The sequence below is a fragment of the Pseudomonas sp. BIOMIG1BAC genome (genome assembly GCF_001705995.2).
In the GTDB taxonomy this organism is placed as follows: domain Bacteria; phylum Pseudomonadota; class Gammaproteobacteria; order Pseudomonadales; family Pseudomonadaceae; genus Aquipseudomonas; species Aquipseudomonas sessilinigenes.
This window is the reverse complement of sequence record NZ_CP049045.1, coordinates 3,752,212-3,775,101: the sequence shown is the minus strand read 5'-3', so window position 1 is coordinate 3,775,101 and position 22,890 is coordinate 3,752,212. Positions and strand designations below refer to the sequence as shown.

Here is a 22,890-nt window from a genome sequence, read left to right as displayed (position 1 = left end):
ATTGGTCCGGTATCCCCGGGCAACTTCAGTGCATGGCTAAGCACGGTTGGCCGGGCAGGGCAGCAGGCATCGTTGCCTTGGGCGGCAATGACGAGAAAGTACTTCGATCTGGGGCGGGGAAGAGAGGCTGGCCCACTGGCCAGCCATGAAGATGAAGACGCGTTTCGAGCGGGGGAGTGTGGCGGGTTCGGGCAAGTGTTGGCCCGGATCTCAGGGACGGTTCTTCGCCTCGATCCATTGCGCCATGTATTGGGTGCTCTTGTGGTGATGGTGGCGCAGCATGCTGCCGGTGAAGTTGTCCCGGCGTTCCTGGGCCAGGTGTTGGCGGCAGTGTTGCAGGCGCTGGATCAACGCCGGGCCATGGACCTGCTGGCGGTAGCGTGCTGCCAGTAACTGGCTGCCCGCGGCCTGGGCCTGGGACCACTGGGCCTGGTCCTGATACAGGCGCACTGCCGCTGCGGCCAGGGCGGTGGCGGACTCCTCCACGGCGCCGGGCCATGGCAGGTCGGGCACGGTCATCGATTCGCTGCCTATGGGGGTGGTCACGCTTGGCGTGCCACAGAGCATGGCGTCCAGCAGCTTGCCCTTGATGCCCGCGCCGAAGCGCAGTGGTGCCAGGCAGATGCGCGCAGCGCTCATCACCTGCAACGCGTCCTCGGCCCAGTTCATGATATGGAAGCCTTGGGCCGGGTTATGCAGCGCCGCTGCCTTGGGCGGGGTATAGGCGCCATACAGGTGCAGTTGCGCGCCGGGTAATTGCTGGCGGATCAAGGGCCATACGCGGTTCTTCATCCACAGCACCGCATCCCAGTTCGGTGCGTGGCGGAAGTTGCCGATGCTGAGAAAGTGCGCCCGTTGCTCGAACGGCGCGAAACTCTCCGGCAGTCGTTCCAGCATCAACGGGCACCAGTGCAGCAGCGTCGGTGGCAGGCGGAACTGTTCCACCAGTAGCTCGATCTCCACTTCGGAGATCATCAGGCTCAGGTCGCAACGATAGATGGCGGCGATCTCGCGCTTGGCCAGGTCGGTCTCGGCCATGTGCTGGAACTCGTCCTGCTGCGCCTGGGCAAACAGCGGGCTGAAATCGTCTTCTGCGCTCGCGTGCTTGAGATGGTCCTTGAGCCGTTGGTGCCGCGCATGGCGCAGGCACTGCAGGTCAGAGGTCTCCAGGACCCGCAAGGCATTGGGGCAGTGTTGCTCCACGCGCCAGCCGAACTGCTCCTCCATCATGAACTGGTCGAAGAGCACGATATCCGGCGCCAGCTCGGCGACGAAACGGTCGAAGCTGGCGTTGTTCAGCTCGATCGGGCATTCGCGGATGCCCAGGGCAACGAGGTCTTCCTTGTGTTCACCAGGATTGGCCGGGCTGCTGAAGGTCAACTCCCAGCCCTGGTCGAGAAAACATTGCAGGATCTGCATCATGTGCCCGCCGGCGGCCGAAGAGCGCGGCTCGGGCCACACGTAACCAATGATCAGGACTTTGGTCGTGGCGGTAGGGCTCATGGGGCGTGGTTCCTGGTGGGCGAGGGCAAAAAAAGGTCGCCATTAAACCACAGTGCCCCAGTGCTCGATCAGGCGGGCGCCAGGATCAGCCGAGGATGCCGCGCACCTTGTCCCGCAGTTGATCGATGGAGAATGGTTTGCCGATCACCGACATGCCCGGCGGCACCTCGATGGATTCGGCGTAGCCGCTGGCGAACAGGATCGGCAGGTGCGGGCGCAGTTGGCGCGCATGCTCGGCCAGTTCGCGGCCGTTCATGCCGGGCAGGCCAACATCGGTCATCAGCAGGTCGATGGGGCGTTCCAGGTCCTGCAACAGGTCCAGGGCCGCCTCACTGCCGTCGGCTTCCTGGACCGCGAATTCCAGTTCTTCGAGGACATCGACGATCAGCATGCGCACGATGGCATCGTCTTCGACGACTAGGATGGTTGGAACGCTGGCGGGCATATAGGCACTCTCAAGGATTGAATTCGGCGGGCAGCGCAACAGGCGGCCCTGTGCATCAGTAAGTGGCGCCTGGCCACAAGTTCCCGAAGCTGTACAAAAAAAATCACTTGTACAAGTGCCGGCAAGAATAACCGCTTCTATCGTCCTACGGCAGGTCACATCGCAATGCACCGGCGTGTTGGTTATAAAAAATAGCTGCGATGGCCGAATGTGGGGCAAACTGCCCTTTTTTTCACCAACCCCAAGGTCCACCACATGATTCGTCCGTCCTCGGTTGATGAACAGAGTTTTCGCAAGCTGCTGACACGTAACGTCAGCCTGCCCCTTGGCGTGGGCGTACTCAGTGCAGTGTTTTTCGTGGCCCTGATCACCTATCTGCTGTCGGTGATCCAGTGGGTGCAACACACCGATCGGGTGATCAACAACCTTAATGAAGCCGCACGCCTGACCATCGACCTGGAAACCGGCATGCGCGGTTTCCTGATCACCGGCGACGAGCATTTCCTCGATCCCTATGAAGTGGCCAAGCCCCGCATCCTTACTGAATTGCGCGGCCTGCAGGAGTTGGTGGCGGACAACCCGCAGCAGGTGGACCGGCTCAAGCGCATGGAAGCCCTGCAGACCGAGTGGAACAACTATGCCCATGGCATGATCGAGCTGCGCCGGCAGAACGGCGACTATCGCGAAGCGGTGCGGGCCGGACGTGGCAAGCGCCTGACCGATGAGGTGCGCAAGGAGTTCGACGATGCCGTGACTTCGGAGCAGCAACTGCGCCAGGAGCGCAACGACAACGTCAGTCGTACCACGATCTTGAGCGTCACCTTGTACCTGCTGTTCGTCGTGGGCATCAGCGGCTTGCTGGCCTATGTCGGGCGCCGTGACCTGCTCGCCCTGTCGCGCAGCTACAGCGAGAACCTCGAGGCCGAGCTGCGTAGTGCCCGCAGCCTGGAGCGCCAGGCCTGGCTGCGCACCGGCCAGACCGAACTGGCCGAGCAGATGCTGGGACAACTGACCCTGAACCTGCTGGGTCGCAACATCCTGCAGTTCTGCGCCCAGTACCTGGGGACGCCGGTGGCGGCGCTGTATGTGCGCGAGGAGCATGGCGCCCTCAAGCGCGTGGCTTCCTACGGCTTCTCTCGTGAGCAGGAGGAGCAGGGTCAGTCGTTGTATGGCGACGAAGGGCTGGTGGGGCAGGCTGCGCAACACAAGCGCCTGATCCGCCTGGATGATGTGCCACAGGATTATTTCAAGGTCAGCTCCGGCCTTGGCGAGGGGGCGCCGCGCAGCGTGCTGGTGGTGCCAACCCGCGATGACGATCGAGTCAACGGGGTGATCGAGCTGGGCTTCCTGCGCGCCCTGAGCGAGCGCGATATCGAGTTGCTGGAGCTGATCGCCGGCAATATCGGTACTTCCATCGAGGCCGCACGCTATCGCCAGCGCTTGCAGGAGGTGCTGGCCGAGACCCAGCAGCTCAACGAAGAACTGCAAGTCCAGCAGGAGGAGCTCAAGACCGCCAACGAGGAGCTGGAAGAACAGTCGCGCATTCTCAAGGAGTCCCAGGCACACCTGGAAACCCAGCAGGTGGAGCTGGAGCAGACCAACGAGCAGTTGTCGGAACAGGCCCTGGCGCTGGCCGAGCAGCGTGACGCCATGGACCGCAAGAACAGCGAACTCAACGAGGCGCAGATCCAGCTCGAAGAGCGTGCCGAGGAATTGCAGCGTTCGAGCAAGTACAAGTCCGAGTTCCTGGCCAATATGTCCCACGAGCTGCGCACGCCACTCAACAGCTCGCTGATCCTGGCCAAGTTGCTGGCCGAGAACCCCCAGGAAAACCTCAGCGACGAACAGGTCAAGTTCGCCGAGTCGATCTATTCCGCCGGCAACGACCTGCTGAACCTGATCAATGACATCCTGGATATTTCCAAGGTCGAGGCCGGCAAGCTCGAAGTCCGTCCGGAGAACACCAGCGTCTCGCGCCTGGTGGATGGGCTGCGCAGCCTGTTCGAGCCACTGACGGCGGACAAGGGCCTGGAATTCAAGGTGGAGCTGCAACCAGGCGCACCGCAGACGCTGTTCACCGATCGCCAGCGGGTCGAGCAGGTGCTCAAGAACCTGCTGTCCAATGCGGTCAAGTTCACCGAGCAGGGACAGGTTGGCCTGGTGGTGTCGGCTCATCCAGGTTCGGGCATCGCTTTTGCGGTGCAGGATTCCGGGATCGGTATCGCCCAGGACCAGCATGAAAGCATCTTCGAGGCGTTCCACCAGGCTGATGGCACCACCAACCGGCGCTATGGCGGCACTGGCCTGGGGCTGTCCATTTCCCGGGACCTGGCCAACCTGATGGGGGGCACGATCAGCGTCAGCAGCGAACCGGGCCGGGGCAGTGTCTTTACCCTGGTACTGCCGGAGCGATACAGCGATGCCTTGTCTGCCGCGCCGACCGTCCTCGCGCCGGTGGCGCCTGCGGTACTGCCCCAGCCGTCCAACCCGGTGGTTGCCGAGGCTGCGATGGCGGTGGTGGAGATCCCTCGTTTCGCCGACGATCGGGACAAGGCGCCCTTCAAGAGCCGTTGCATCCTGGTGGTGGAGGACGAAGCCAACTTTGCGCATATCCTCTTCGACCTGGCCCATGAGCTGGGTTATCACTGCCTGGTGGCCCATGGCGCCGACGAAGGTTTCAGCCTGGCGACCCAGTTCGTTCCCGATGCAATCCTCCTGGACATGCGCTTGCCCGATCACTCCGGCCTGACGGTGTTGCAACGGCTCAAGGAGCACCCGCAGACCCGGCATATCCCGGTGCATGTGATCTCGGTGGAGGACCGGGTCGAGGCGGCGATGCACATGGGCGCCGTGGGCTATGCGGTCAAGCCCACGACCCGCGAGGAGCTCAAGGACGTCTTCGCCCGCCTGGAGGCCAAGTTGACGCAGAAGGTCAAGCGCGTGCTGCTGGTGGAGGACGACGACCTGCAGCGCGACAGCATCGCCCGGCTGATCGGCGACGATGACATCGAGATCACCGCCGTGGGCCTGGCCCAGGATGCCCTGGAGCTGCTGCGCAAGAATGTCTACGACTGCATGGTCATCGACCTCAAGCTGCCGGACATGCTGGGCAACGACCTGCTCAAGCGCATGTCCACCGAAGACATCTGCTCGTTTCCACCGGTGATCGTCTACACCGGGCGCAACCTGACCCGCGACGAGGAGGCCGAGCTGCGCAAGTATTCGCGCTCGATCATCATCAAGGGCGCCCGTTCGCCAGAGCGCCTGCTGGATGAAGTGACGCTTTTTCTGCACAAAGTCGAATCCCAGTTGTCCCATGAGCGGCAGAAGATGCTCAAGACCGCCCGCAGCCGCGACAAGGTCTTCGAGGGACGCAAGGTCCTCCTGGTGGATGACGATGTGCGTAATATCTTCGCCTTGACCAGCGCCCTGGAACACAAGGGCGCCGTGGTGGTGATCGGGCGTAACGGCCTGGAAGCCATTGCCAGACTCAACGAAGTCGAGGATATCGATTTGGTGCTGATGGACGTGATGATGCCGGAGATGGACGGTTTCGAAGCCACGGCGCAGATCCGCAAGGATCCGCGCTGGCGCAAGCTGCCGATCATCGCGGTGACGGCCAAGGCCATGAAGGACGACCAGGAGCGCTGCCTGCAGGCCGGCGCCAACGACTACCTGGCCAAGCCCATCGATCTCGACCGGTTGTTCTCACTTATCCGCGTGTGGCTACCCAAGATGGAAAGAATTTAGTGGAGCGCAATACCGAGATCGAACTGCGTTTGTTGATCGAAGCTATCTACCTTAAATACAGCTACGACTTTCGCGATTACTCCGGCGCTTCGATCAAGCGCCGGGTCAACCACGCCTTGCGCCAGTTCGAATGCAAGACCATCTCGGCCTTGCAGGAACGTGTGCTGCACGACCCGACCGCGTTCATGCAGCTGTTGCAGTTCCTGACCATTCCGGTCAGCGAGATGTTTCGCGACCCTTCGCACTTCCTGGCGATCCGCCAGGAAGTGGTGCCGTTGCTCAAGACCTATCCGTCGCTGAAGATCTGGATCGCCGGGTGCAGCACGGGTGAAGAGGTCTATTCCATGGCCATCCTGCTGCGCGAGGAAGGCTTGCTGGAACGGACCATCATTTATGCCACGGACATCAACCCCAACTCCCTGGAAAAGGCCAAGCAGGGCATCTTCTCCCTGGAGAACGTGCGGGCCTATACCCACAACTACCAGCGGGCGGGTGGCAAGCGCTCCTTTGCCGACTACTACACCGCGGCCTATGACTATGCGATCTTCGACAAGAGCCTGCGCGAAAGCGTGACCTTTGCCGACCACAGCCTGGCCACCGACAGCGTATTTTCTGAGACGCAGTTGATCTCATGCCGTAACGTATTGATTTATTTCAATAAAAAGTTGCAGGATCGAGCCTTTGGCCTGTTCCATGAGTCGCTCTGCCATCGTGGGTTCCTGGTGCTGGGTAGCAAGGAAACCCTGGACTTCTCCGCCTACGGCAAGCACTTCGAGCCCCTGGTCAAACAAGAACGGATCTATCGCAAGCTATGACGCAGGATATTCTCAGCCCTGGCGCGCTACCGCCGATCGAGGCCATCGTGGTGGGCGCCTCCGCCGGTGGCGTCGAAGCCTTGCTGGGCCTGTTCAGCGGGTTCGGCCGGGGTTTCCGACTGCCGTTGATCGTCGTCCTGCACCTGCCCGATGAACGCCGCAGCCAACTGGCGGAGGTCTTCGACCGGCGCCTGGCGCTGAGGGTCAAGGAGGCCGATGACAAGGAGCAGATCCTGCCCGGCACCTTGTATTTCGCCGCCCCCGGTTATCACCTGTCGGTGGAGCAGGACCACAGCCTGTCACTGAGCCAGGAGGAGCGGGTCCATCATTCGCGGCCGGCCATCGACGTCTTGTTCGAATCTGCCGCCGACGCCTATGGCCCGCGCCTGGCTGCGGTGCTGTTGACCGGGGCCAACCAGGACGGCGCTCGCGGCTTGGCCGAGGTCAAGCGCCAGGGCGGCCTGACCATCGTCCAGGACCCCAGCGAGGCCCATGTATCGACCATGCCGGATGCGGCCCTGGCCCTGCACCAACCGGACTACATCCTCCCTTTGCACGGCATCAGCCGTCTGCTCGCCGAGCTGGAACGAAGCGCATGTTGAGTAATGTCCAAGCCAAGCTGCTGATCGTCGATGACCTGCCGGAGAACCTGCTGGCCCTCGAAGCCCTGATCAAGCGCGAGGATCGCCTGGTATACAAGGCCTTGTCGGCCGACGAAGCCCTGTCGCTGTTGCTCCAGCATGAGTTTGCCATGGCCATCCTCGATGTGCAGATGCCTGGCATGAACGGTTTCGAACTGGCGGAGCTGATGCGGGGCACGGAAAAGACCAAGAACATTCCCATCGTGTTTGTCAGCGCTGCCGGGCGCGAACTCAACTACGCCTTCAAGGGCTACGAGAGCGGGGCCGTGGACTTCTTGCACAAGCCCCTGGATATCCATGCGGTCAAGAGCAAGGTCAACGTCTTCGTCGACCTGTACCGCCAGAGCAAGGCCATGAAGCAGCAGGTCGAGGCCCTGGAGCGCAGTCGTCGTGAGCAGGAGGCGCTGCTCAAGAAGCTGCAGGCCACCCAGAACGAACTGGAGCAGGCGGTACGCATGCGTGACGATTTCATGTCGATCGTCGCCCATGAGGTCCGCACGCCCCTCAATGGCCTGATCCTGGAGACCCAGCTGCGCAAGATGCACCTGGCCCGGGAGAATGCCGCAGCCTTCAGCCTGGACAAGATGCACGCGATGGTCGACCGCGACGAGCGCCAGATCAAGAGCCTGATCAGATTGATCGAGGACATGCTCGATATCTCGCGCATTCGTACCGGCAAACTGTCGATCCGCCCGTCGCGCTTCGACCTGGTGCAGTTGGTACGCGGCCTGGTGGAGAATTTCGCCCCCCAGGTCGAAGCCGCGCAATCATCCCTGAGCCTGCATGCCGAGCAAGCGGTGGAGGGCAACTGGGATGAGTTTCGCATCGAGCAAGTGGTTTCCAACCTGCTGACCAACGCCTTGCGCTACGGCGCCAAGAGCCCTATCGAGGTACGGGTCTACACCACCTGCGGTGAAGCCCGGGTCGAGGTGCGTGACCACGGTATCGGCATCAGCGAAGACAACCAGAAGCGCATTTTCCAGCAATTCGAGCGGGTCAGCGCCAACCATGTGGTTTCGGGCCTGGGGCTGGGGCTGTTCATTTCCGAGCAGATCGTCACGGCCCACGGTGGCTCCATCGGCGTCGAGAGCCGCATTGGCGAAGGGGCGCTGTTTCGCGTCTGCCTGCCTCTGGCGGACATCGACCTACCGGCCAGCGCTTAAAACTTCATCCGCACGCAACCTCTGCGTGGCCCGATGGTCGTACAGTGGCTGCCGGGGTTTGCCGGCACGGTGGTCCGGCAAACTTCGACAGCCTCAAGCAGCAATTGACCGAACAAAGGTTTTCCATGAGTGAAGATGCACAAGACGTCGTACTGATCGTCGAAGATGAACCGGTGATCCTGATGCTGCTGGCCGACTACCTGTCGGGCCTGGGCTATCGGGTATTGCAGGCGGAGAACGGCGAGCAGGCGTTCGAGATCCTGGCCAGCAAGCCGAACCTGGACCTGATGATCACCGACTACCGGCTGCCAGGTGGCATCACCGGGGTGATGATCGCCGAGCCGGCAGTGAAACTGCGCCCGGACCTCAAGGTGATTTTCATCAGCGGCTATCCCAACGAGATCCTCGAATGCAACAGCCCCATCACCCGCAAGGCGCCGATCCTGGCCAAGCCTTTCGACCTCAACAGCCTGCATCAACAGATCCAGCAACTGTTGGCCTGAGCCGGGATTCAGTCGCGTAGCATTTCCTGGACCTTGGCGATCAACAGATCGAAGGTGAAGGGCTTGGTGATCAACTGCATGCCCGGGTCGAGGAAGCCGCCACGGGCCGCCGCATGCTCGGCATAACCGGTGATGAACAGGACTTTCAATTGCGGACGGACCTGCCGTCCGATCTCCGCCAGCTGCCGGCCATTCATGCCGGGCAGGCCGACGTCACTGATCAACAGGTCGATGCGCTGCCCGGAGTCGAGGACCGGCATGGCGCTGCGGGCATCGCCAGCCTCGATAAAGCGGTAGCCCAGCTCGCCCAGTACCGTACTGACCAAGGCTCGCACCGCAGGATCGTCCTCGACGATCAGTACCGTCTCGCCGTCGTGCGCACTAGGCGCCAGCAAGGCTTCGGGGTGCAGGTCCTGGGCCGGCTGGCCGCTGAAGCGCGGCAGGTAGAGGCTGACTTCGGTGCCTCGCCCAAGGGTGCTGTCCAACGTCACATGACCATGGGACTGCTTGCTGAACCCATAGATCATCGACAGGCCCAGGCCTGTGCCCTGGCCGATGGGCTTGGTGGTGAAAAAAGGGTCGAACACCCGGTTGATGATGGCCTCGGGCATGCCGCAGCCGTTATCGCTGACCCGCAACACTACGTAGTCGCCAGGCTCGAGGTTGTCGTGGGCCTGGACGAAGTCCTCGTCCAGCCTGCAGTTGAGGGTTTCCACCAGCAAGCGACCACCGTTGGGCATGGCATCCCGGGCATTGAGCGCCAGGTTCAGCAGGGCGCTTTCCAATTGGTTGGGGTCGGCCTCGGCTACCCAGGGCTGTTCGCACAGTCGCAGTTGCAGTTCGATGCTTTCGCTGAGGCTGCCCTGCAGCAACTGTGCCATGGAACTCACCAGGGCGTTCATTTCCACGGGCTTGCTGTCCAGCGACTGGCGTCGGGAGAAGGCCAGCAGGCGATGGGTCAGGCCCGCCGCGCGATTGGCCGAGGTCACCCCAAGATCGATCAGGCTGTCCAGGTCCTCGGTGCGTCCCCGGGCCAGGCGCCGGCGCAATAACTCCAGGCTGCCGATGATGCCGGTCAGCATGTTGTTGAAGTCATGGGCAATGCCGCCGGTGAGCTGGCCGACGGCTTCCATCTTCTGCGACTGGCGCAAGGCTTCCTCGTTGTGCCGCAGCTGTGCAGTGCGTTCCTCCACCTGCTGCTCCAGGGTCTCCAGGGTGCGTTGCAGGCGCAGTTCACTCTGGCTCAAATCGACCAGCCGGTCCCGGGCTTCGTATTGCCGGCGTCGGCCGCGCAAGGCGGCCTTGGCCAGGCTGATCAGGGTGGCCGGATGAAAGGGCCGTTCGAGAAAGCTGACATTGCCCAGGGGCGCGCCAAAGCTTGCCGCCGGGTTCTGTTCCGGCCCGCCATGATGGGTCAGCAGGATGATCGGCAGGTCCGACCAGGCCGGTTGCTGCTCCAGGTACTGCAGCAAGGGCGTGAGGTCCCCCCCGCGCAAGGCTTCGACAGCGATGATCAGCAAGCCGGCGCCGTGCTCCAGTTCCTGGCACAGGGCGCCGAGGTTTGCGGTGGCCAGGCTGCTGAGGCCGGCTTCATGCAGCATCATCTGGGCCAGTTGGCTATCACGGCCCAGGGGCGTGAGCACCAGGGCCCGCTCGGAAAACTCCGGGCTATGGATCATGGATCTTCGTCCCCCAGCAGCGGCTGGCCTGCACCTTGATAGTTGGGGACGCCGCGCAGTACGCCCTGGAAGGCTTCCAGGGGCTCGCCGATGGTCAAGCCGCGGCCGCTGATACGGTATTCGCGGATGGTGGACTCATGGCTGCCGGTGCGTTTCTTGATGATCGAGATGGCCCGGCGCACCTTGCCCAGGGCTTCGAAGTAGCGCAGCAGGATGACCGTGTCGGCCAGGTAGGTGATGTCCACCGGAGCCTGCATGTCACCCACCAGGCCGTGCTGGGCCACGGTCATGAAGGTCGCCGCACCCTGGCGGTTGAGGTACAGCAGCAGCTCGTGCATGTGCAGGACCAGGGCGTTTTCCTCGGGCATGGCTGCCTGGTAGCCGTTGATGCTATCGATCACCACCGTCTTGATCTGGCCCTTGTCGACACAATGCCTGACCCGGTGCGACAGCTCTCCAGGCGATAGCTCGGCGGCGTCCACCTGTTCGATGATCAGGTTGCCGCTGGCTTGCAGGGCCTGGAGGTCGATGCCCATGTTGTCCATGCGCTCGAACAGCAACCCCAGTTCCTCGTCGAAGATGAACAGCGCGGCTTTCTCGCCCCTGGCCACGGCGGCCGCAGCGAAGATCATGGCAATCAGCGATTTGCCGGTGCCTGCGGGGCCAAGGATCAGGGTGCTGGAGCCGCTGGCGATCCCGCCGCCGAGCAGGGCGTCCATTTCCCGGATGCCGCTGGTCAGGGTCTGGCGCTCGTGGCGACGTCGGTGCTCGGCGGCGACCAGCCGTGGGAACACGTGCACGCCGTCGCCCTGGATGGTGAAGTCATGGAACCCGCCACGGTACTTCTGGCCGCGGTATTTCATGATCTTGATCCGCCGCCGCTCGGCGCCATAACCCGGGGTCAGCTCCTCCAGGCGGATCACACCGTGAGCCACGCTGTGCACGGTCTTGTCCAGGGCTTCGCTGGTCAGGTCGTCCAGCAGCAGGACGGTGGCGTCGTAGCGCACGAAGTAGTGCTTGATCGCCAGGATCTGCCGGCGATAACGCAAGGAACTCTGGGCCAGCAGGCGGATTTCCGAGAGGCTGTCGAGCACGACTCGGGTCGGCTTGACGCGCTCCACGACCTCGAAGATCTGCCGCGTGGCTTCTCCCAGCTCCAGGTCCGAGGAGTACAACAGGCTCTGCTGGTGTTCGACATTGAGCAGGCTTTCCGGTGGGGTCAGCTCGAAGATGTGGATGCTGCCGTCCAGTTCCCAGCCATGGGACTGCGCGCCCTGGCGCAGCTCACGCTCGGTTTCCGAAAGGGTGATGTACAGGCAGCGTTCGCCGGCCAGGGCACCGGTCCGCAGGAAGTGCAGGGCGACGGTGGTCTTGCCCGTACCGGGCTCACCCTCCAGCAGGAAGACGTGGCTGCGCGACAGTCCCCCGTTGAGAATGTCGTCCAGGCCCTCGATGCCGGTGGCGGCCTTATCGCTGTGCAACGCAGTTGGGGTGGTCAAGCAATACCCTCGCAATGGCTTCGATCAGTGGCGGCACGCAAGTCGCGATGTCGCTTTGATCACTTGACCGTTTGCCGCCAGCGCGGTTCAACCTTTTATCGCCACCGGGGGCTGGGGCGCGCAGGACCATAACCGTTCGCCTGGTCGAGCGCTGAAGGTCCTGCAGGCCTTGTCGCAGTCTCGCGGGCTCGACAGCGGCTACAACGGTGTAGCCGCTATCGAAGGCTGCGCCCGGGCGCGCAGCGGCGCAGGCTCAGAGACCCTGCTGCAATGCCGGATCGTCGGGATTCTGCTGTTCGAGCTGGGCCAGCAGCACCTGGACGTTCTGCAATTGGCCGCTTTCCTTCCAATAGTTGATCAGCAGCACCCGCGCCTTGCGGTTGTACGGCTGGCGCTGGACGATTTCCTCCAACTGCTTCTGTGCGGCCTCCAGTTCCTGCTCGCTGTGCAAGGTAGTGGCCAGGTCGTAGCGGTAGGCCGCGTTGTTCGGCTCCAGCTCCACGGCCCGGGACAAGCCCAGGAGGGCAAACTCGCCCTGGTCGTGCTGGAGCAGCCAGAGCCCCAGGGCATGTTGCAGGTAGGCTGAATCCTGCTGGGCTTGCAACTGCTTGGCCAACAGTTGGCGGGCGGCTTCGCTCTGGCCTTGCTTGTCGAGCACCTCGATCTGCAACACCACGGCCTGCAGGTTGTCCGGTGCCAGTTTCAAGGCTTGCTCCAGGGTCTGCTGGGCCCTGGCCAGGTCGGCGTTGTGCAGGTAGAGGCGCGCCAGCTGGTACTGGGCCTCGACGTCGTCGCCACGGGTCTTGAGGACCTGGGTGTATTCGTCGATCACTTGCTGCAGGGGGCCGAAATACAGGCCCTGGTCATCCGGAGACAGTCCCAGCAGCGCATCCACGGCAGCAAAGCGCACGCTTTGCTCCGGATCGTCCAGCAACGGACCCAGCAACAGGCTGCGCTTGCCGCTGGGCACCAGGCCGAGCACGCTGGCGATGGCGGCCTTGCGTACTTGCGCCGAGGCATGGTGCAGGCCGGCGTCCGCCAGTTTCAGGGCCTGGGGGCTGGGGTAGTTGGGCAGTACGGCCAGCAGGCGAGTGCGTTGCTTGTCGCTGAGATCGGGACGCCCCAACTGCTGGTAGAGCACCCGTGCCGCGCCTGGCTGGCCATTGCGGGCCTTCTCCAGGGCCACGCCATAACCCTGGCGGATTGCCTCGGGCACCGCGGGTGGGCTGCTACGCAGGAAGAACCAGGCCAGGGCCAGAAGAATGACGATGGACAGGCTGATCAGCAGGTAGCGGCGGGCTTGGGGCATGCGAAAGTCCAGGAGCGAGCGACTTGGGGAGGGAGCAAGCTTCGGTCAGGAACCGGCTTGAGTCAAACCCCGCTTCAGGTCAGCACGTACTCCTCGGGCTCCAGCAGCGGTGGCAATGGGGACACGCCCAGCGCCGCCAGCACTTCGCGCTCCAGGCCCCGTAGCAGAGCGCTGCAGGGCAGGTCATTGTCGTCGTAGCCGAACGGGTCCTCCAGGTCATCACCGATTTCGTCCAGGCCCAGGAAGGTGTAGCTGACGATGGCGGTGAAGAGCGGCGTCAGCCAGCCCAGGGGTTCGGCCATGGCAAAAGGCAGGAGGATGCAGAACAGGTAGATGGTGCGATGCAGCAGCAAAGTGTAGGGGAAGGGCAGCGGGGTGTTCTGGATGCGCTCGCAGGCGGCCTGTACCAGGCTCAGGCTCACCAGGCGGCTTTCCAGCTGGGTATAGCGCCACTCGCTGATCAGGCCTTGCCGGGCCCATTGCGAGCAACGGCGCCCAATGTGCTGCAACTGGGCGTCGGTCAGGTTCGGGTGTTGGCGCTCCAGCGGTGCCTGGGCCCAGGGCTCCAGGGCACGGGCTTCGTCCTCTTGGCGCAGCCGGGCGATCAGGCTGTGGGCGAAACCGCAGAGATCGCGCAACAAGCCCTCGCGCTCGGGGTGGCCCTCGATCACCAGGCTTTCGCGGATCAGCGAACGCACCTCGATGGTCAACTGCCCCAGTTGCTTGCGGCCTTCCCACCAGCGGTCGTAGCAGGCGTTGTTGCGAAAACTCATGAAGATCGACAGCGACAGCCCCAGCAGGGTGAAGGGCGTGGCGTTGACTTTGGAGAAGAAGGCCGGTTGCAGGGTTTCCACCAACACGATGACCGAGGCCAGCAGGGTCACCAGGGCACAGCGCAGGGCGATACGCTTGGCGATCGAGCCCTTGAGGGCGAAGAGCAAGGCGAACAGGTTCGGTTTGGGACGCACGATCATGGGGATGAAGGCCTGGGCGACTACGAGGCGAGCGCAGGTTAGGAGCGGGCCGGGTGGCTGTCCAATCGTAATGGCCGACTGGTTGATCGAGCGCCTCTATCGGCGATCCGTCACTGTGTAGCGGCTGTCGAGCCCTCGGCGAGGCTGCACAAAGGTCCGCAGGACCTTGCTTGGCGACCTTCAGCGGGCGCAAGCGCCTGCCCCTGCGGCACCGGTATGCCGCCCCAGCCGGACGCAGCCTTGCGTAGCGGCAGGTCGGTATCCGGGCAAAAAAAAGCCCCGCGACCGAATGATCCACGGGGCCAAACATTGGTTGGTTGCGGCCAACCAAAGGAGCTCGTTGCAAATACTTAGTTGCTGGCCACCGTCTCGGGTTGCCAGCCACCGCCCAGGGCCTTGTAGATGGCGACGATGCCGCGGTACAGCTCGACTTCGGCCTGGGCCTGGGAGTCTTCGGCGGCCAGGCGTTCGCGCTGGGCGTCCAGCAGCACCAGGAAGTCCACGGTGCCTTCGCGATAGCGGATCTCGGCCAGGTCGGCGGCGGCGCGGCTGGACTCGCTCTGGCGAATCAGCGAGAGCAGGCGCTGCTGGCGCTTGCCGTAGTCGCTGAAGGCATTCTCCGATTCTTCCAGGGTCAGCAGCACCTGCTGCTCATAGTTGGCCAGGGCGCCGTCGGCATTGGCGTCGGCGCCGCGCAGGCGCGCCCGCACGCTGCCCAGGTCGAAGGCGGCCCAGGTGATGCTCGGGCCCAGGGCCCAGGCATTGGCCGCCGAGGAGCCGATCTGCGAACCACGCCCGGCGGTGAAACCGAGGAAACCACTGAGGCTGACCCGCGGGAACAGATCGGCCTTGGCCACGCCGATTCGCGCGGTGGCGGCGGCCAGCTTGCGTTCGGCGCTGAGGATATCCGGCCGGCGCTGCAGCAGCTCGCCCGGATCGCCGATCGGCAAGGCCTTGGCAATGGCCGGCAACTGCGCGGGCGAAAGGTCGACACTGAGCTTGTCCGGACGCTCACCCAGCAGGGTGGCGATGCGGTTGCGCTGGCGTACCTGCTCGGCCTGCAGTTGTGGCACGCTGGCCTCCACCGCGGCCAGGCGCGCATCGGCGCGGACCACGTCCAGCTGGTCGCCCACTCCGGCATCACGCAGGCTTTCGGTGATCTTGCGCGAGGCCTTCTGGTTATCCAGGTTGGCCAGGGCGATCTTTTCCCGCAGTTGCGCGCCACGCAGCTGGCCGTAGGCGTCCACCAGCTCGGCGATCATGGTCACCTGCAGTTGGTAGAGGTCGGCCTCGGCGGCCTGCTGGTCGGCTTCGGTGGCTTCCAGGTTGCGCTGGATGCGGCCGAACAGGTCCAGCTCCCAGGCCATGTCCAGCCCCAGGTCGTAGCGCTCGCTATTGACCCGCTTGCTGGTCTGGCCGGGTACCTGGCCCTTGCCCAGGTTGCTGCTGGCGCGGCTGGTGATGGTCGGCATGGCGTCGTTGCTGGCGTCATCGCGGATCGCCCGGGCGGCCCGCAGGCGGGCGAAGGCCACCCGCAGCTCACGGTTGCCCTTGAGCGACTGGCTCACCAGCTGGTTGAGCGTCGGATCGTCGAACTGCTGCCACCAGATGCCTTCGAAGCGTGCGCGATCGAAGTTCTTCTGGCCCGCAGCGGTGTCGCCGGCGGCGCTGATGTGCGCCGCCTCGGTGCTTGGGGTCTGGTAGTCCGGACCTACGGCACAGGCACTCAGGGCCAGTACCAGCAGGCTCGGCAGGAAGACTTTCGAACTCATTGTTGCGCCTCCAGTTGCGGGGTGCGGGCGGCCTTGCGGGCCTCGCTGCGCTCCACGTAGTTGCGGATCAGGACATAGAACACCGGGGTCAGCAGCAGGCCGAAGAAGGTCACCCCGAGCATCCCGGAGAACACCGCCACACCCATGGCATGACGCATTTCCGCACCCGCGCCGCTGGAGATCACCAGGGGCACCACGCCCATGATGAAGGCGAAGGAGGTCATCAGGATCGGCCGCAGACGCAGGCGGCAGGCTTCCAGTACCGCGGCCAGCGGGTCCAGGCCTTCCTCTTGCTTGTCCTTGGCGAACTCGACGATCAGGATCGCGTTCTTGCACGCCAGGCCCACCAGTACGATCAGGCCGATCTGGGTGAAGATGTTGTTGTCGCCACCGGAGATGATCACCCCGGCAATGGCCGACAGCAGGGTCATGGGCACGATCAGGATCACCGCCAGCGGCAGGCTCCAGCTTTCGTACTGGGCGGCCAGCACCAGGAAGGCCAGCAGTACGCACAGCGGGAATACGAACAGCGCAGTGTTGCCAGCCAGGATCTGCTGGTAGGTCAACTCGGTCCATTCGTAGGTCATGCCGTTGGGCAGTTCTTCCTTGAGCAGTTTCTCGATCGCCGCCTGGGCCTGGCCGGAGCTGTAGCCCGGGGCTGCCGCGCCGTTGATCTCGGCGGTGACGAAGCCGTTGTAGTGCATGACGCGGTCGGGACCTGCGGTGTCGCTGACCTTGATGAAGGTCGCCAGGGGGATCATCTCGCCCTTGTTGTTGCGCACCTTGAGCTGGCCGATCTGCTCGGCTTCCAGGCGGAACTGCTGCTCGGCCTGGACGTTGACCTGGTAGGTGCGTCCGAAGCGGTTGAAGTCGTTGGCATACAGCGAACCCAGGTAGATCTGCAGGGTGTCGAAGATGTCCGAGATCGCCACGCCGTGGGTCTTGGCCTTTTCCCGGTCGATGGCCGCGTCCACTTGGGGCACGTTGACCTGGTAGCTGGTGAACAACCCGGCCAGTTCCGGCACGCTGCGGCTCTTGGCGATGACGTTCTGCACTTCCTTGTACAGGTCCTCGTAGCCCAGGCCGCCACGGTCTTCGACCTGCAGGCGGAACCCGCCGATGGTGCCCAGGCCCTGTACCGGTGGCGGTGGGAAGATCGCCATGTAGGCATCCTGGATATCAGCGTACTTGCCGTTCAGGGCCCCGGCGATGGCGCCGGCGGACATGCTCGGGTCCTTGCGCTCTTCAAAGGGCTTCAAGGTGACGAAGACGATGCCGTTGTTCGGGCTGTTGGTGAAACCGTTGATCGACAGGCCGGGGAAGGCCACGGCGCTTTCCACTCCAGGCTGCTTCAGGGCGATGTCGGACATGCGCTTGATCACGTCTTCGGTACGATCCAGGCTCGCCGCATCCGGCAATTGAGCGAAGGCCACCAGGTACTGCTTGTCCTGGGCCGGAACGAAGCCGGTGGGCGTGTGGGCGAAACCGAACCAGGTCAGCACCATCAGGCCGGCATACAGGAACAGGGCGATGCCGCTGCCACGGATGACCCGGCGCACAGTACCGACGTAGCCGTTGCTGGCGCGTTCGAAGAAGCGGTTGAACGGCCTGAACAGCCAGCCACCCAGCAGCTTGTCGAGGAACAGCGAGAAACGGTCCTTGGGCGCGTGGTGTTCCTTGAGCAGCACCGCCGCCAGGGCCGGGGACAGGGTCAGGGAGTTGAAGGCCGAGATCACCGTGGAAATGGCGATGGTCAGGGCGAACTGCTTGTAGAACTGTCCGGTCAGGCCGCTGATGAAGGCCGCGGGCACGAATACCGCGCACAGCACCAGGGCGGTGGCGATGATCGGGCCGGTCACCTCGCGCATGGCGCGCTTGGTGGCTTCCACCGGGTTCAGGCCCAGGCCGATGTTACGTTCGACGTTCTCCACCACCACGATGGCGTCGTCCACCACGATGCCGATGGCCAGTACCAGGCCGAACAGCGACAGCGCGTTGAGCGAGAAGCCGAACAGGTGCATCACCGCGAAGGTGCCGATCAGCGAGACCGGTACGGCCACCAGCGGGATGATCGAGGCGCGCCAGGTCTGCAGGAACAGGATCACCACCAGTACCACCAGTACCAGGGCTTCGAACAGGGTATGCACCACTGCCTCGATGGAGCCACGGACGAAGATGGTCGGGTCATAGACAATGCTGAAGTCCATGCCTTCGGGGAAACTCTGCTTGAGCTCGGCCATCTTGGCCCGCACTTCGTTGGAGATCTCGATGGCATTGGAACCCGGACGCTGGAAGATCGGGATCGCCACCGCCGGCTGGTTGTCCAGCAGGGAGCGCAGGGCGTACTGGCTTGAACCCAGCTCGACCCGGGCGATGTCCTTCAGGCGGGTGATCTCGCCGTCTTCGCCGGAGCGAATGATGATGTTCTCGAACTCTTCCTCGGTGACCAGGCGGCCCTGGGTGTTGACCGACAGCTGGAAGCTGGTGGCGTTGGGCGCAGGTGGCGCGCCCAGGGCACCGGCAGCCACCTGGCGGTTCTGTTCACGGATCGCAGTGACCACGTCGGTGGCAGTCAGGTTGCGCGAAGCGGTCTTGTTCGGGTCCAGCCACACGCGCAGCGAGTAGTCGCCCATGCCGAACAGCTGCACGTCGCCCACGCCGCCCAGGCGCGCCAGCTCATCCTTGATGTTGAGGATGGCGTAGTTGGACAGGTAGAGCATGTCGTAGCGTTTGTCCGGCGAAGTCAGGTGCACCACCATGGTCAGGTCGGGGGAGGCCTTGTCCACGGTGATACCGATGCGCGTCACTTCTTCCGGCAGCTTGGGTTGGGTCCGGGTCACGCGGTTCTGCACCTGGACCTGGGCATTGTCCAGGTCAGTGCCCAGGGCGAAGGTCACGGTCAGGGTGATCTTGCCGTCGGCGGTGGATTGCGAGGACATGTAGAGCATGTTCTCGACCCCGGTGATGGCCTGCTCCAGCGGCGCGGCCACGGTTTCACCGATCACCTTGGGGTTGGCCCCCGGGAAGTTGGCGCGTACCACCACGGTCGGCGGGACCACTTCCGGGTATTCGCTGATGGGAAGTTGGAACAGCGAGATGGCGCCGGCGATCAGGATCAGCAGCGATAGCACCGCTGCGAAGATCGGCCTTGATATGAAGAATTGGGAAAAATTCATCTTGAGAGTCGTCCCTTAACCGCGCGGATTCGCGGCGGCGAGTTTCACGGCCACAGCCGGCTTGGCAGGGGTGACCTGCGGCAGGTTGCTGGCTTCCAGTGCTTGGCGTTGTTGGGCCAGGGCAGCGAGGGTTTCCTTGCTGGCCATGGGGATCACCTCAGGCGTGACCGGTGCCCCCGGGCGTGCCCGTTGCAGGCCCTTGACGATGATGGTGTCGTCCTTGCTCAGGCCGTTGCGCACGATGCGCAGGCCTTCGATCTTCGGCCCCAGTTCCACGGCGCGATAGGCCGGCTTGTTATCGGCGTCCATCACCAGCACGAACTTCTTGCCCAGGTCGGTGCCCACGGCTTCGTCGTTGATCAGCATCGCCGAGTAAGTACCGCTGCCCACCAGCTTCAGCCGGGCGTAGAGGCCCGGGGTGTAGCTGCCGTCGCTGTTGTCGAACACCGCGCGGCCACGGATGGTGCCGGTCTTGGGGTTGACCTGGTTGTCGACGAAGTTCATCTGGCCCAGGTGCGGGTGGCCGTCCTCGTTGGACAGGCCCAGGTACACCGGGGTGCTCTGGCCGCGCTGGCCCTGGCGGGCGAGCTGGGTGTACTTGAGGTACACGCGCTCGTCGGCGTCGAAGTAGGCGTAGACCTTGTCGGTGGAGACCACGCTGGTCAGCGCGGTGACATCGGCGGTCACCAGGTTGCCGGCGGTGATCTGCGCCCGGCTGACCCGACCGCTGATGGGGGCGACGACGCGGGTGAAGCTGAGGTTGAGCTTGGCCAGGTCCAGTTGCGCCTGGATCGCATCGACCCCGGCCCGGGCTTCCTGGGCGGCGCTGGTGCGGGTGTCGGCCAGCTCGGCGGAAATCGCGTTGCTGGTCAACAGGCGCTGGCCACGCTGGGCTTCGTTGGCGCTGCGGGTCGCGGTGGCCCGGGCCTGTTGCAGTTGGGCTTCCAGGCGGCGCACTTCGGCCTGGAACGGCCGTGGGTCGATCTGGAACAGCAGGTCGCCTTTTTTCACCAGGGCGCCTTCGGTGAAGGCTACCTGGTCGATCTGGCCCGAGACCCGTGGGCGGATCTCGACGGTTTCCGGCGCCTCCAGGCGCCCGGTGAACTCATCCCACTCGTTGACAGGCTGCTCCAGCACCTTGGCCACGCTGACCTTGGCTGCCGGTGGGGCAGAGGCGGTCTGTGGAGCCTTGCCGCAGGCGCTCAACACCACCACGGCGAGCGCGGCTAGTGGAAAACTTAAGAGTTTGACTGACTGGTCCATGGATACATCCGCCAAGGTAATTTGAGATGGGCGGATGATGCTCGGCGGGTTTGTATCTCACGAATCGAATGAAGCAAAGGTAACTATCATTCGGAATGATATAAGCCGCAGGAAAGCCCTCTAGCATGCACCTTTCGTTAGGTGGCTATCAATTCCCTCACGCGCAATTAATTCTTTCGCCAGACGCAATATTGATCGGGCCGAGAGGGCCCCGGACCTCATGCAGGCCAGGGTCAAAAAACTGTGGTGCAAGGTCAAGCACGCAGGCCGCGATCTCTCCAGGATGGAACCTGGGCCTGTGCCGGCCTGGTACGGCGCGGGTCCTTCGACTTCCAACAAGAACAGGACATCGCCCAATGAATGCCTACCTGACCGCCACGGCCCATGCCCAGGACGATCCCAGCGATTTCTGGCGCCAACAGGCCCGGCAGCTGGACTGGATGCGTTTTCCCCAACGCATCTTCGAGCAGCAGAGTCCCGAGCACTATCAATGGTTTGCCGACGGGCAACTCAATACCTGCCACCTGGCGCTGGATCGCCATGTCCTGGCCGGGCATGGCGAGCGGCTGGCGCTGATCTACGACTCCCCGGTCAGCGGCCAGCAGCGACGCCTGAGCTATGGGCAACTGCTCGAGCAGGTGGCTCGCTGTGCCGGCATGTTGCGGGCGCTGGGGGTGGAGCAGGGCGACCGGGTGGTGCTGTACATGCCGATGATCCCGGAAGCGGTGATCGCCATGCTGGCCTGTGCCCGCTTGGGGGCCGTGCATTCGGTGGTGTTCGGCGGTTTCTCCGCGGTGGAGCTGGCGGTGCGCATCGACGATGCCCGGCCCAAGGTGCTGCTGACCGCCAGCTGCGGCCTCGAGTACGAGCGCGTGGTGCCCTACAAGCCACTGGTGGACCAGGCACTGGAGCGGGTGGCCCAGGCGCCGGCCCGGGTAGTGGTGCTGGCCCGGCCCCAGGCCCATGCCCAATTGCAGGCTGGGCGCGATGTCGACTGGGACGCGCTGATGGCCAGTGCCGATGCGGTACCGCCCGTGCCTGTGATGTCTGGCGATCCGTTGTACGTGCTGCATACCTCGGGCACCACGGGCAAGCCCAAGGGCGTGGTACGCGACAACGGCGGCCACGCGGTGGCCCTGAACTACAGCATGCAGGCGGTCTACGATGCGCAGCCTGGCGAGGTGTTCTGGGCCGCCTCGGACATCGGCTGGGTGGTGGGGCATTCCTACATCGTCTACGGGCCCTTGATCCGTGGTTGCACCACCTTGCTCTACGAGGGCAAGCCGGTGCGCACCCCCGATGCCGGCGCGTTCTGGCGAGTGATCGCCGAACACCGGGTCAATGTGTTCTTCACCGCACCCACCGCTTTTCGCGCCATCAAGCGCGAGGACCCCCATGGCCGGCTGCGCCAGGAACACGATCTGTCCTGCCTGAAGGCGGTGTACGTGGCCGGCGAGCGCCTGGACCCGGCCACCTACGATTGGCTGCGTGCGTCGTTGCCATGCCCGGTGATCGATCACTGGTGGCAGACCGAGACCGGCTGGCCGGTGGTCAGCACGCCGCGGATCGACGCCGGCTACCCGGTCAGGTCCGGTTCGGCCGGGCTGCCGGTACCCGGATACCAGCTGGCGGTGCTCGATGACCAGGGCGACCCGGTGCCCCCTGGCGAGCCGGGCAACATCGTCTTGCGCCTGCCTTTGCCGCCCGGGGTGCTCAATACCTTGTGGCAGGACCGCCAGCGGTTTCTCGACAGCTACCTGGGGACCTTTCCCGGCTACTACCTGAGCGGCGACGGCGGCTATGTGGATGCCCAGGGTTACGTGTTCGTCATGGGACGCATCGACGATGTGATCAACGTAGCCGGCCATCGCCTGTCCAGCGGCAGCCTGGAACAAGCCTTGGGCGAGCACCCGGCGGTGGCCGAATGCGCCGTGGTGGCCCTGGACGATGTCCTCAAGGGCGAGGTGCCGGTGGGTTTCGTGGTGCTCAAGCAGGACGCCCGGGTGGACCCCGGGCAACTGGAGCAGGAGCTGGTGCAGCGGGTACGCGAGCAGGTCGGGGCCCTGGCTTCGCTGCGTCGGGTACTGGTGCTCAAGCGCCTGCCCAAGACCCGCTCGGGGAAGATCCTGCGCAAGACTATCCGCAGCCTGGCCCGGGGCCCGGAAGTGGCGGTGCCGGCGACCATCGAGGATGTCAAGGTGCTCGATGAGCTGCGCCAGCTGTTCGCCGAGCAGGGTTTTTATGGAGCAGGGCCGGGCTAGGGTGTTCAAGGAGATTGAAGGAGCGGGCAGCGATCCGGCTTGCCCGCGATGGACTTAAGAACGCTGCGTTGAGCCAGTCAATACGCGCTGGCGTTAACGACCATCGCGAGCAGGCTTCGCTCCTACAGGTTGACTGA

At 63.9% G+C, this 22,890-nt stretch carries 15 protein-coding genes; 6 read left to right on the top strand and 9 right to left on the bottom strand.

The window, feature by feature from the left end; genetic code table 11:
* Positions 1–210: 210 nt before the first annotated feature.
* Positions 211–1,503 (bottom strand): glycosyltransferase, encoded by a 1,293-nt coding sequence (locus ATY02_RS17460; protein ID WP_068588381.1) that lies wholly within the window; start codon positions 1,501–1,503, stop codon positions 211–213.
* 85 nt (positions 1,504–1,588) lie between these two features.
* Complete coding sequence (locus ATY02_RS17455; RefSeq protein WP_068588383.1) at positions 1,589–1,948, bottom strand: response regulator; 360 nt, start codon at positions 1,946–1,948, stop codon at positions 1,589–1,591.
* 255 nt (positions 1,949–2,203) lie between these two features.
* Here ATY02_RS17455 and ATY02_RS17450 point away from each other — a divergent pair, with 255 nt between their 5' ends.
* From ATY02_RS17450 to ATY02_RS17430, 5 genes are all read left to right on the top strand, one after another.
* Entirely contained in the window at positions 2,204–5,698 is a 3,495-nt protein-coding gene (locus tag ATY02_RS17450; protein ID WP_068588385.1) for a response regulator, read from the top strand.
* The gene (locus ATY02_RS17445; protein ID WP_068588389.1) at positions 5,698–6,513 is read left to right on the top strand and encodes a CheR family methyltransferase; all 816 of its coding nucleotides are present in this window, start codon (positions 5,698–5,700) and stop codon (positions 6,511–6,513) included. Before ATY02_RS17450 ends, ATY02_RS17445 begins: the two co-directional genes overlap by 1 nt.
* Positions 6,510–7,115: a chemotaxis protein CheB gene (locus ATY02_RS17440; RefSeq protein WP_068588392.1), complete on the top strand. Its 606-nt coding sequence runs from the start codon at positions 6,510–6,512 to the stop codon at positions 7,113–7,115. Before ATY02_RS17445 ends, ATY02_RS17440 begins: the two co-directional genes overlap by 4 nt.
* On the top strand, positions 7,109–8,317 hold the full coding sequence (locus ATY02_RS17435) for a hybrid sensor histidine kinase/response regulator (protein WP_068588395.1): 1,209 nt from the start codon (positions 7,109–7,111) through the stop codon (positions 8,315–8,317). The genes ATY02_RS17440 and ATY02_RS17435 overlap by 7 nt, the downstream gene beginning before the upstream one ends.
* Before the next feature lie 125 nt (positions 8,318–8,442).
* On the top strand, positions 8,443–8,820 hold the full coding sequence (locus ATY02_RS17430) for a response regulator (RefSeq protein WP_068588398.1): 378 nt from the start codon (positions 8,443–8,445) through the stop codon (positions 8,818–8,820).
* A gap of 8 nt (positions 8,821–8,828) precedes the next feature.
* Here the strand turns inward: ATY02_RS17430 and ATY02_RS17425 are convergent, their stop codons facing one another.
* From ATY02_RS17425 to mexE, 7 genes are all read right to left on the bottom strand, one after another.
* A complete protein-coding gene (locus ATY02_RS17425; RefSeq protein ID WP_068588400.1) occupies positions 8,829–10,499 on the bottom strand; it encodes a response regulator in 1,671 nt (556 codons plus the stop codon).
* Positions 10,496–11,998 (bottom strand): ATPase domain-containing protein, encoded by a 1,503-nt coding sequence (locus ATY02_RS17420; RefSeq protein ID WP_068588403.1) that lies wholly within the window; start codon positions 11,996–11,998, stop codon positions 10,496–10,498. Before ATY02_RS17420 ends, ATY02_RS17425 begins: the two co-directional genes overlap by 4 nt.
* Before the next feature lie 253 nt (positions 11,999–12,251).
* A complete protein-coding gene (locus tag ATY02_RS17415; protein WP_068588406.1) occupies positions 12,252–13,307 on the bottom strand; it encodes a tetratricopeptide repeat protein in 1,056 nt (351 codons plus the stop codon).
* Between the two features lie 74 nt (positions 13,308–13,381).
* Positions 13,382–14,281 (bottom strand): bestrophin family protein, encoded by a 900-nt coding sequence (locus ATY02_RS17410; RefSeq protein ID WP_068588409.1) that lies wholly within the window; start codon positions 14,279–14,281, stop codon positions 13,382–13,384.
* A gap of 350 nt (positions 14,282–14,631) precedes the next feature.
* Positions 14,632–16,053 (bottom strand): efflux transporter outer membrane subunit, encoded by a 1,422-nt coding sequence (locus ATY02_RS17405; protein ID WP_068588412.1) that lies wholly within the window; start codon positions 16,051–16,053, stop codon positions 14,632–14,634.
* On the bottom strand, positions 16,050–19,229 hold the full coding sequence (locus ATY02_RS17400) for an efflux RND transporter permease subunit (RefSeq protein ID WP_068588415.1): 3,180 nt from the start codon (positions 19,227–19,229) through the stop codon (positions 16,050–16,052). The genes ATY02_RS17405 and ATY02_RS17400 overlap by 4 nt, the downstream gene beginning before the upstream one ends.
* Before the next feature lie 15 nt (positions 19,230–19,244).
* Entirely contained in the window at positions 19,245–20,492 is a 1,248-nt protein-coding gene (gene mexE / locus ATY02_RS17395; RefSeq protein ID WP_068588418.1) for a multidrug efflux RND transporter periplasmic adaptor subunit MexE, read from the bottom strand.
* Between the two features lie 356 nt (positions 20,493–20,848).
* Here mexE and ATY02_RS17390 point away from each other — a divergent pair, with 356 nt between their 5' ends.
* On the top strand, positions 20,849–22,753 hold the full coding sequence (locus ATY02_RS17390; RefSeq protein WP_068588421.1) for an acetate--CoA ligase: 1,905 nt from the start codon (positions 20,849–20,851) through the stop codon (positions 22,751–22,753).
* Positions 22,754–22,890: the final 137 nt, after the last annotated feature.

What these genes read in the sequence shown, in the direction of transcription:
- ATY02_RS17460 (WP_068588381.1), bottom strand. Translation starts at nt 1,503, where the DNA reads ATGAGCCCTACCGCCACGACCAAAGTCCTGATCATTGGTTACGTGTGG.
- ATY02_RS17455 (WP_068588383.1), bottom strand. Translation starts at nt 1,948, where the DNA reads ATGCCCGCCAGCGTTCCAACCATCCTAGTCGTCGAAGACGATGCCATC.
- ATY02_RS17450 (WP_068588385.1), top strand. Translation starts at nt 2,204, where the DNA reads ATGATTCGTCCGTCCTCGGTTGATGAACAGAGTTTTCGCAAGCTGCTG.
- ATY02_RS17440 (WP_068588392.1), top strand. Translation starts at nt 6,510, where the DNA reads ATGACGCAGGATATTCTCAGCCCTGGCGCGCTACCGCCGATCGAGGCC.
- ATY02_RS17435 (WP_068588395.1), top strand. Translation starts at nt 7,109, where the DNA reads ATGTTGAGTAATGTCCAAGCCAAGCTGCTGATCGTCGATGACCTGCCG.
- ATY02_RS17430 (WP_068588398.1), top strand. Translation starts at nt 8,443, where the DNA reads ATGAGTGAAGATGCACAAGACGTCGTACTGATCGTCGAAGATGAACCG.
- ATY02_RS17425 (WP_068588400.1), bottom strand. Translation starts at nt 10,499, where the DNA reads ATGATCCATAGCCCGGAGTTTTCCGAGCGGGCCCTGGTGCTCACGCCC.
- ATY02_RS17415 (WP_068588406.1), bottom strand. Translation starts at nt 13,307, where the DNA reads ATGCCCCAAGCCCGCCGCTACCTGCTGATCAGCCTGTCCATCGTCATT.
- ATY02_RS17410 (WP_068588409.1), bottom strand. Translation starts at nt 14,281, where the DNA reads ATGATCGTGCGTCCCAAACCGAACCTGTTCGCCTTGCTCTTCGCCCTC.
- ATY02_RS17405 (WP_068588412.1), bottom strand. Translation starts at nt 16,053, where the DNA reads ATGAGTTCGAAAGTCTTCCTGCCGAGCCTGCTGGTACTGGCCCTGAGT.
- ATY02_RS17400 (WP_068588415.1), bottom strand. Translation starts at nt 19,229, where the DNA reads ATGAATTTTTCCCAATTCTTCATATCAAGGCCGATCTTCGCAGCGGTG.
- mexE (WP_068588418.1), bottom strand. Translation starts at nt 20,492, where the DNA reads ATGGACCAGTCAGTCAAACTCTTAAGTTTTCCACTAGCCGCGCTCGCC.
- ATY02_RS17390 (WP_068588421.1), top strand. Translation starts at nt 20,849, where the DNA reads ATGAATGCCTACCTGACCGCCACGGCCCATGCCCAGGACGATCCCAGC.